This is a genomic window from Anaerophaga thermohalophila str. Valhall, from assembly GCF_000250735.1.
Taxonomy (GTDB): domain Bacteria; phylum Bacteroidota; class Bacteroidia; order Bacteroidales; family Marinilabiliaceae; genus Anaerophaga; species Anaerophaga thermohalophila_A.
The window spans coordinates 1-6,208 of sequence record NZ_AHZV01000123.1 but is presented as its reverse complement, the minus strand read 5'-3'; the positions used below and the strand labels follow the sequence as shown (position 1 = coordinate 6,208).

Below are 6,208 nucleotides of genomic sequence, written 5' to 3'. Positions count from 1 at the left end.
TTAATGAGGATACAAAAATTTAAAAACAACACAGAGTTTGGCCATAAAGATGCTTTTTAGGCAGGGCTCATTGAATTCAAAGATACTTGTTTATTAAAGCAACAAGGTCTTTCCGGCTGATGGGTTTTGAAATATAATCGGTACAACCGGCTTCAAGGAGTTTTTCTCTGTCGCCGGCCAAAGCAAATGCCGTTTGAGCAATAACAGGTATGGACTTATTAAATTTTCGGATTTCGAGAGTAGCTTCAATGCCGCTTTTATCAGGCATTTTAATATCCATCAAAACAAGTGACAGGTCAGGCATCTCGCGGACAATACGAACAGCATCGTCACCATTTGCAGCATGAATCACATCAAAACCTTCACTTGTAAGTACCGTAGTGATATAGGTTATACTTAGTTTATCGTCTTCGGCAAGTAAAATTTTTACCTTTCCTTTATTTTCTGACATCAATACTTCGTTAAGTTTCAGTAATAAATTGTAAATTAATCGTTTGCAACAAAACACAAAAGGTTTCTGCTTGCTCCAATGCAATATACCAAATTTATATGAAACGAGTATGGTATTGTTTGGTAATAAAGATGCTTTTTAGACCGGACTCAATAATCCTTCAAAACAATTATTACCAGACAGTTTAGCAAAACAAGAAAAAATTTTTTAAAAAAAATTGGAATTTTATTGCCGGAATAAAAAAATGACGTATATTTGTATCGGGTTAGGGTTAAGGTTAGAGGGTTGTCGGCATTGCTGGCAGCCCTTTTCCTTTTATAATAATTCTTCAAAAAACCTGTTGATAATCAATTAACTACCTGTTCTCAAAGAAGTTTTGTAAAGCTTTCCAAACACAACAGAACATTTGTATTTGATGTTACTATTGACGGAAGTATCAATTGGGAAGAATTATTTTTTTTACTATTTTGCACTACTAAAATAGTAGTAAAAATGAAAACGACAACGTCATTAGATAATCAGAAATATGAAGCTGCTAAACAGTGGTTTAGCAGGCATCCGCGAATATTGGTTGCTCTTTCGGGAGGGGTAGACTCCTGTCTGGTTGCCTTTCTGGCAAGACATTTTCTTGGATACGGTAATGTTGTTGCCATCATAGGTGATTCACCTGCATTGAAGCGCAGCGACTATTATCAGGCAAGGGATTTTTGTCAGCAAAACAATATAAAGTATCGTACCGTTTCGCCAGGGGAGATTGATGATCCGAGATATAACAGTAATCCCGAAGACCGCTGTTTCTGGTGTAAGAATTCACTCTATACTGCAATGAATCACCTTCGCAGAACAGAATATAGCGACTACACCATGGTCAATGGCAGCAACAAAAGCGATTTGACTGATTACCGCCCGGGATTAAAAGCCGCTGATGAATATAAAGTTCTCAACCCTTTGGCTGATTGCAATTTCAGAAAAGAAGACATACGGGAAATGGCCCGTTATTTTAATCTGAAAGTCTGGGATAAGCCGGCAAGTCCCTGCCTGAGCAGTCGGTTCCCTTATGGAGAAGGTATTACCAGAAAAAAATTGAAAATGGTTGAAGAGGCAGAAGATATTATTAACCGCCATGGATTTAAAGAAGTAAGAGCCAGATACCGTTCCGGAAAAACAAGTATAGAAGTTCCCTCGAATGAAGTTTCCAGACTGGCTGAAATGATGCCTGTTATTTCAGATCATCTGAAAAAAATCGGTTTTAGTGATGTTGAGCTGGATGAAGAAGGATTGATATCCGGCAAACTGAATCGGGAGATTGGGAAATAAGGAAAAACTTTTTCATGCTCGTTTCGTCAGAACTCAATTTTGTAGCTCACAAAAGGTAACGCACTGTAGAAAAACTCATTTTCGATTTCTTCTGTTTTTAAATTGTAACGTTTACCCTGATATTGACGACCTGCCAGATTTTTTACCTGTAATGCAAATATTGACGAAGAACGTTTTGCATTTATTCGATAGGTCAGCGTAAAGTCGGTAATCGTTTCAATATTTGAATGGCGGTCTGTAAAAGGAGCACTTTCGTCATAAACAATTTCCCCCGCAATACGTGTAGCCTCAGAATCGACCGGTTGATACCAGAAAGGCCCCATAAAAGTAACTTTAAAGTTTACGCCCAAAAGATTTTTACTTCTGATGTCCCATTCTTTTCCGCCAAGGAGATTAGCAACGTATCCTCCATCATACACGGAGCGTCTCTCAATTCCATCACCCCCGGTATATTTACTGTCATACAAAGAACCGGTGAACATGTAATAATATCCATCTTTCAGAAACCGTTCAAAAGTCACATCAACACCAAAATTTCTGCCAGAGCCTTCATTTACAAGAGCATTATCAAAAGTCCAGTCACTCCTGAAATTCAACATGGAATAAGCCGTTCCTTTCACTACCGGTACATCATAAAGTTTCTGATAATAGGGTTCAATCTTTATCCGGCAATTATTTACAGGCGACCAGTCGTATCCCACAACAAAATGATGAGCCCCCATTCGCTTAAGATTGCTGTTTGGCCGGCTTATTATTCCTGTCTCGCCATCCTGTTTTGTTGTATAATACACAAATAGCGGTTCAATCTGGCTGTGATTTCCCTACCCGAAAGAGAACCGGTGTTTGGGATGTACCTGCCATGCTGACGAAACTCTCGGTTCAGCACGAAATTCTTTGCTCATTTCAAACCATGAAGCATTCATACCGGCTGAGACTGAAACATTATCAGTAATCATGTATTTTCCCTGGGCATTTGCAGATAGTAGCCACCTATGGCCGCTTCCTTCCACAAAACACTCATAGGATCCGGTCTCCGGCAGGCAGATTTATTTTAAAAGACAAATCCTGATAGACAGGCACTTCAGCACCTTCACGGGTTTCCGGAAAAAAATCACACACCAATGCCATTGTTGAATAACGATAATTAACCAGAAAGGAACCATTCCCGCTTTTATTCAAAGGCCCCTCTGCCGCAGCCTCAATTCCCTGAACCCCGGCCTGGGCTGCAAATTCATACTTACGGTTGTTTCCGTTGCGCAGCCTCATGTCAAAAACGCCGGCAGTAGCATTACCGAATTCGGCAGGGAAACCCCCTGTATAAAAGTCTGAGTTGGCCAGTAACTGACTGCTAAACATTGTAAGTCCCCCTCCACCGGCTACGTTCGAACCGGAAAAATGACCTGGCACGGGAATATCCACTCCCTCAAAACGCCATAATAATCCTTTGGAAGCATTTCCCCTTACCACGATTGCATTGACATTAATACCAGCTGTTGTAACTCCGGCAAAATAGCCCGCCATCCGTCCGGGATCATCCATCGAACCAGCATATTGTCTGGCTTCCTCAACAGAAAAGGTTCTTGCACTAATCACAGCCATGCTGTTGATGGGACGGTCTTTGCGAAAAGATGAACGAACCACCACCTCATCCAGTTCAGAAACACGTTCATTCATTTCAATATCTACCACAACTTCTTTGCCCGAGCCAACCAGGATTTCAGAAACAGTGGCAGGCTGACAGCCAAAAACCTATTTCATAAATTCCTTCATAGCTTTGTAAGCCTTATCGCCGTAAACTATAGAAGGCCCGCCACCCATAACCACAGCAACACCAATGGTTTCAACAATTTCTTCCTGCGTTGCACCGGCTTCAACGGCAGCTTTTGCATGGCATGCTATGCATCCTTCGCATCGTATCACAATGGCAATCCCCAAAGCGATAAGTTCTTTCTGCTTTCCTGACAAAGCTTTGTCTTCACCTGCGGTGTGATGCATTTTTCCAAAACCTTCTGCTATCCCTGAGTTTTCTTTTGAAAGTGTTCCGATAAAATCAAATACCGCTTGTGCCTGATCTGAATAGTTACTCATAACATCATTTGTTTTAAAATTCTACAATTAAATAACAGTATTAAAGTAATCATTCGGCAACTAATTTCCAATGACAATGAGCACAGAATAAGCTATTCAGAACCTTTAAAAATAATCACTATTCAGAAATATGTATCTTAATCGAGCCCTTGTAATGACAACACGTAATTACAGCATTTTGATGCATAGAGTTAGCTTGTGGTCAATCCATCTAAATTCACTAAAATTCAGCAATGATGACATGGGAGATGAAACGAACATGACAGGGTTTATCACAATAGATCATTAGATTTTTAGATATAAGTAATCGACAGGCAGAAGTTTGACAGGCAGAAGGCAGAAGTGTTAAATTTTGCAGATAAGAATTTTACCGTTAGTATCGAAAATTGGCCTGATATGCAAAAATCCAACTCCGCAAAACAAATGATTGATATAGAGTGTTTTGTAATTTGAGTTAGATAAAAGATGTAAGAAGGAATGAAAATAGAAATAAAAATATGAATAAATCTTACATGAGAGTTCCATTAGGCCAATAACTCAAGTAAATTTTATACGAATGAAAATTACAAGTCACAATTTCTGCTTTCTGTGTTTTGAAATAGGTATTCTCCACCGATTTAAGTCAGGCAATGCAACATATAACGTATTCGCATCTGGTTTCCGGTAGATGTAAAACAAAAAAAATGCAGTTGCGTAGCGAATTGCTCTTGAAAAAGGAGGCGAATAACCACCTCCTTGTTTCCCGGGATTATTGGCGATACGCTGGTCTTATTCAGCCGTCTGTGTCCCTCCTCCCGGTGGTTCATGGCACTTCTTGCCCGCACCGCCAATTATTACAAATGTATGAATAAATTGTGATTATGGAAACATTTAAAGACCTGGAACAATATCTGCAAAACCTGTCCGGCGAGGTAATGGAGGATATATCCGAAATTGGTTGTGAATTGCGAACTGTCGTTAAGAGTATTTCTGCATTCATTTTATCAAAATTAGTGATTAATACTGAATCATTTCAATTACAATGCTTTATGGTTCTATATTTTCGTTAATATTTTTTGCAATTTTGTAAATAAAAAACTATGGCAACTTACACAATTACCATAAAAGACAAGACCAATAAGACCAAACATCTTTTAGGCCTTATCAGGGAAATAGCAAAAACAGAAAAAAAATACATCTCTGTTGAACATTCTCCGATTGCAAAAACTTTGAAAGCATTAGAAGATTCAAAAAATGGTAGAGTTACAAAGACCAAAGGCAAAAAAGATTTCTTTTCAAAACTCAATAGTTAATGTTTACCTGTAACTTTACTACCAGGTTTAAGCGAGATTACAAAAGGGCTATTAAAAGAGGCTGGAACATCAATCTACAGGAAATAGCCTATGACTTGCTGGAAAAAGATAGTATTATTTATTTTTCATACATTTGTATATCATAGTACACATCAAAATCTAAAGCCATGAGAGTAATTAGTTCGGCAGAGCTGCGCAACAATATGAAAAAATATCTTGATTTGGCAGGAAAGGAACAAATCATTATCCAGAGGGGCAGAAAAGAAACCTTTGTATTGAAAAAAAGAGAATATCTCGAGCCTGATGAGGACTTTAACAGGGCTATCAGCTTGGAGCAATTCAGAGAGGGTGCTAAAGAACATATCAAAACCCTATTTAGCGAGAAATAAATGCGGATAATATTTCTTCCAGAAACTCTCGATTACTTCAACGAACTGACTACAATCCTGTACAAAAAGGAGTATTTTGGATTTAAAGAATCCGCCCTTTCGTATGTGGACAGCTTGATTGATGATATAAAAAACTCACTGCACACCAAAGTCAAGAAAAAAGCTCCTCCGTTTTTTGACAAATACGGAAAGGGAATGCTGTACGCTACATTCAGGAAGAGTAAGAACACCCAATGGTTTGTGTTTTTCACTATCTACGAAAGCAGTGGCGAATCTGTCTATTTAGTTCGATATATCAGCAATAACCATGTTATCGCTCAACACCTATAAGGCATAAGGGAAAGAATTACTATCTCGTAGGCTTTCCGATCCGGTCATTTAAAAGGATATCCAACCGAAGGGCCGGTATCCTCATTCCCCATTGAAAAGAGGGCAAGTCACGAAATAGCGATTAGCGTTTTTCGTGGTTTTTGTGGCCACAAAAACATAACTTGCTCCTAACTAAAAATTTCTTTGTTTGGCAGCTTCTCTGAAGAAATACTTCTCCGGACTTTTAATTCGAAAATACACACTTGCAAAAAGTTTATTCTTCTCATGAAACAAGTATGGCAAAGTTTGTCACAATAAGAAATATGTATAAATGCTTGCATGCGAGTTCTATCCGACCTTAA

10 protein-coding genes are annotated in these 6,208 nt (G+C 38.7%); 5 read left to right on the top strand and 5 right to left on the bottom strand.

Annotated features, from left to right (window positions below):
* Window positions 1-76: 76 nt before the first annotated feature.
* The gene (locus tag OQ5_RS0106585) at window positions 77-451 is read right to left on the bottom strand and encodes a response regulator (protein ID WP_016776727.1); all 375 of its coding nucleotides are present in this window, start codon (window positions 449-451) and stop codon (window positions 77-79) included.
* 492 nt (window positions 452-943) lie between these two features.
* On the opposite strand from OQ5_RS0106585, the gene larE reads away from it, so the two are divergent.
* Complete coding sequence (gene larE / locus OQ5_RS0106575) at window positions 944-1,768, top strand: ATP-dependent sacrificial sulfur transferase LarE (RefSeq protein WP_016776725.1); 825 nt, start codon at window positions 944-946, stop codon at window positions 1,766-1,768.
* Between the two features lie 26 nt (window positions 1,769-1,794).
* On the opposite strand, the gene OQ5_RS0106570 is transcribed toward larE, so the two are convergent.
* From OQ5_RS0106570 to OQ5_RS0106555, 4 genes are all read right to left on the bottom strand, one after another.
* The gene (locus OQ5_RS0106570) at window positions 1,795-2,559 is read right to left on the bottom strand and encodes a hypothetical protein (protein WP_141638860.1); all 765 of its coding nucleotides are present in this window, start codon (window positions 2,557-2,559) and stop codon (window positions 1,795-1,797) included.
* A gap of 30 nt (window positions 2,560-2,589) precedes the next feature.
* Window positions 2,590-2,724 carry a hypothetical protein gene (locus OQ5_RS24385; protein ID WP_255297420.1) on the bottom strand — a complete coding sequence of 45 codons (135 nt, stop codon included), beginning with the start codon at window positions 2,722-2,724 and terminating at the stop codon, window positions 2,590-2,592.
* A 61-nt stretch (window positions 2,725-2,785) separates the two neighbouring features.
* The gene (locus OQ5_RS0106560; RefSeq protein ID WP_026055147.1) at window positions 2,786-3,457 is read right to left on the bottom strand and encodes a hypothetical protein; all 672 of its coding nucleotides are present in this window, start codon (window positions 3,455-3,457) and stop codon (window positions 2,786-2,788) included.
* A gap of 60 nt (window positions 3,458-3,517) precedes the next feature.
* The gene (locus OQ5_RS0106555; RefSeq protein ID WP_016776724.1) at window positions 3,518-3,856 is read right to left on the bottom strand and encodes a carboxymuconolactone decarboxylase family protein; all 339 of its coding nucleotides are present in this window, start codon (window positions 3,854-3,856) and stop codon (window positions 3,518-3,520) included.
* An 860-nt stretch (window positions 3,857-4,716) separates the two neighbouring features.
* Here OQ5_RS0106555 and OQ5_RS23435 point away from each other — a divergent pair.
* The 4 genes from OQ5_RS23435 to OQ5_RS0106540 all read left to right on the top strand — a co-directional run bounded on the left by OQ5_RS23435 (window position 4,717) and on the right by OQ5_RS0106540 (window position 5,867).
* On the top strand, window positions 4,717-4,905 hold the full coding sequence (locus OQ5_RS23435) for a hypothetical protein (protein ID WP_176694062.1): 189 nt from the start codon (window positions 4,717-4,719) through the stop codon (window positions 4,903-4,905).
* A gap of 30 nt (window positions 4,906-4,935) precedes the next feature.
* Window positions 4,936-5,148: a hypothetical protein gene (locus OQ5_RS0106550; RefSeq protein WP_016776723.1), complete on the top strand. Its 213-nt coding sequence runs from the start codon at window positions 4,936-4,938 to the stop codon at window positions 5,146-5,148.
* Window positions 5,149-5,315: 167 nt separating this feature from the next.
* Window positions 5,316-5,537 (top strand): type II toxin-antitoxin system Phd/YefM family antitoxin, encoded by a 222-nt coding sequence (locus tag OQ5_RS0106545; RefSeq protein WP_016776722.1) that lies wholly within the window; start codon window positions 5,316-5,318, stop codon window positions 5,535-5,537.
* Window positions 5,538-5,867: a hypothetical protein gene (locus OQ5_RS0106540; protein ID WP_016776721.1), complete on the top strand. Its 330-nt coding sequence runs from the start codon at window positions 5,538-5,540 to the stop codon at window positions 5,865-5,867.
* Window positions 5,868-6,208: the final 341 nt, after the last annotated feature.

Excerpts from the sequence above, each read along its gene's own strand:
- OQ5_RS23435 (WP_176694062.1), top strand. The coding sequence starts at position 4,717 with ATGGAAACATTTAAAGACCTGGAACAATATCTGCAAAACCTGTCCGGC.
- OQ5_RS24385 (WP_255297420.1), bottom strand. The coding sequence starts at position 2,724 with ATGATTACTGATAATGTTTCAGTCTCAGCCGGTATGAATGCTTCATGG.
- OQ5_RS0106540 (WP_016776721.1), top strand. The coding sequence starts at position 5,538 with ATGCGGATAATATTTCTTCCAGAAACTCTCGATTACTTCAACGAACTG.
- OQ5_RS0106585 (WP_016776727.1), bottom strand. The coding sequence starts at position 451 with ATGTCAGAAAATAAAGGAAAGGTAAAAATTTTACTTGCCGAAGACGAT.
- larE (WP_016776725.1), top strand. The coding sequence starts at position 944 with ATGAAAACGACAACGTCATTAGATAATCAGAAATATGAAGCTGCTAAA.
- OQ5_RS0106550 (WP_016776723.1), top strand. The coding sequence starts at position 4,936 with ATGGCAACTTACACAATTACCATAAAAGACAAGACCAATAAGACCAAA.
- OQ5_RS0106545 (WP_016776722.1), top strand. The coding sequence starts at position 5,316 with ATGAGAGTAATTAGTTCGGCAGAGCTGCGCAACAATATGAAAAAATAT.
- OQ5_RS0106555 (WP_016776724.1), bottom strand. The coding sequence starts at position 3,856 with ATGAGTAACTATTCAGATCAGGCACAAGCGGTATTTGATTTTATCGGA.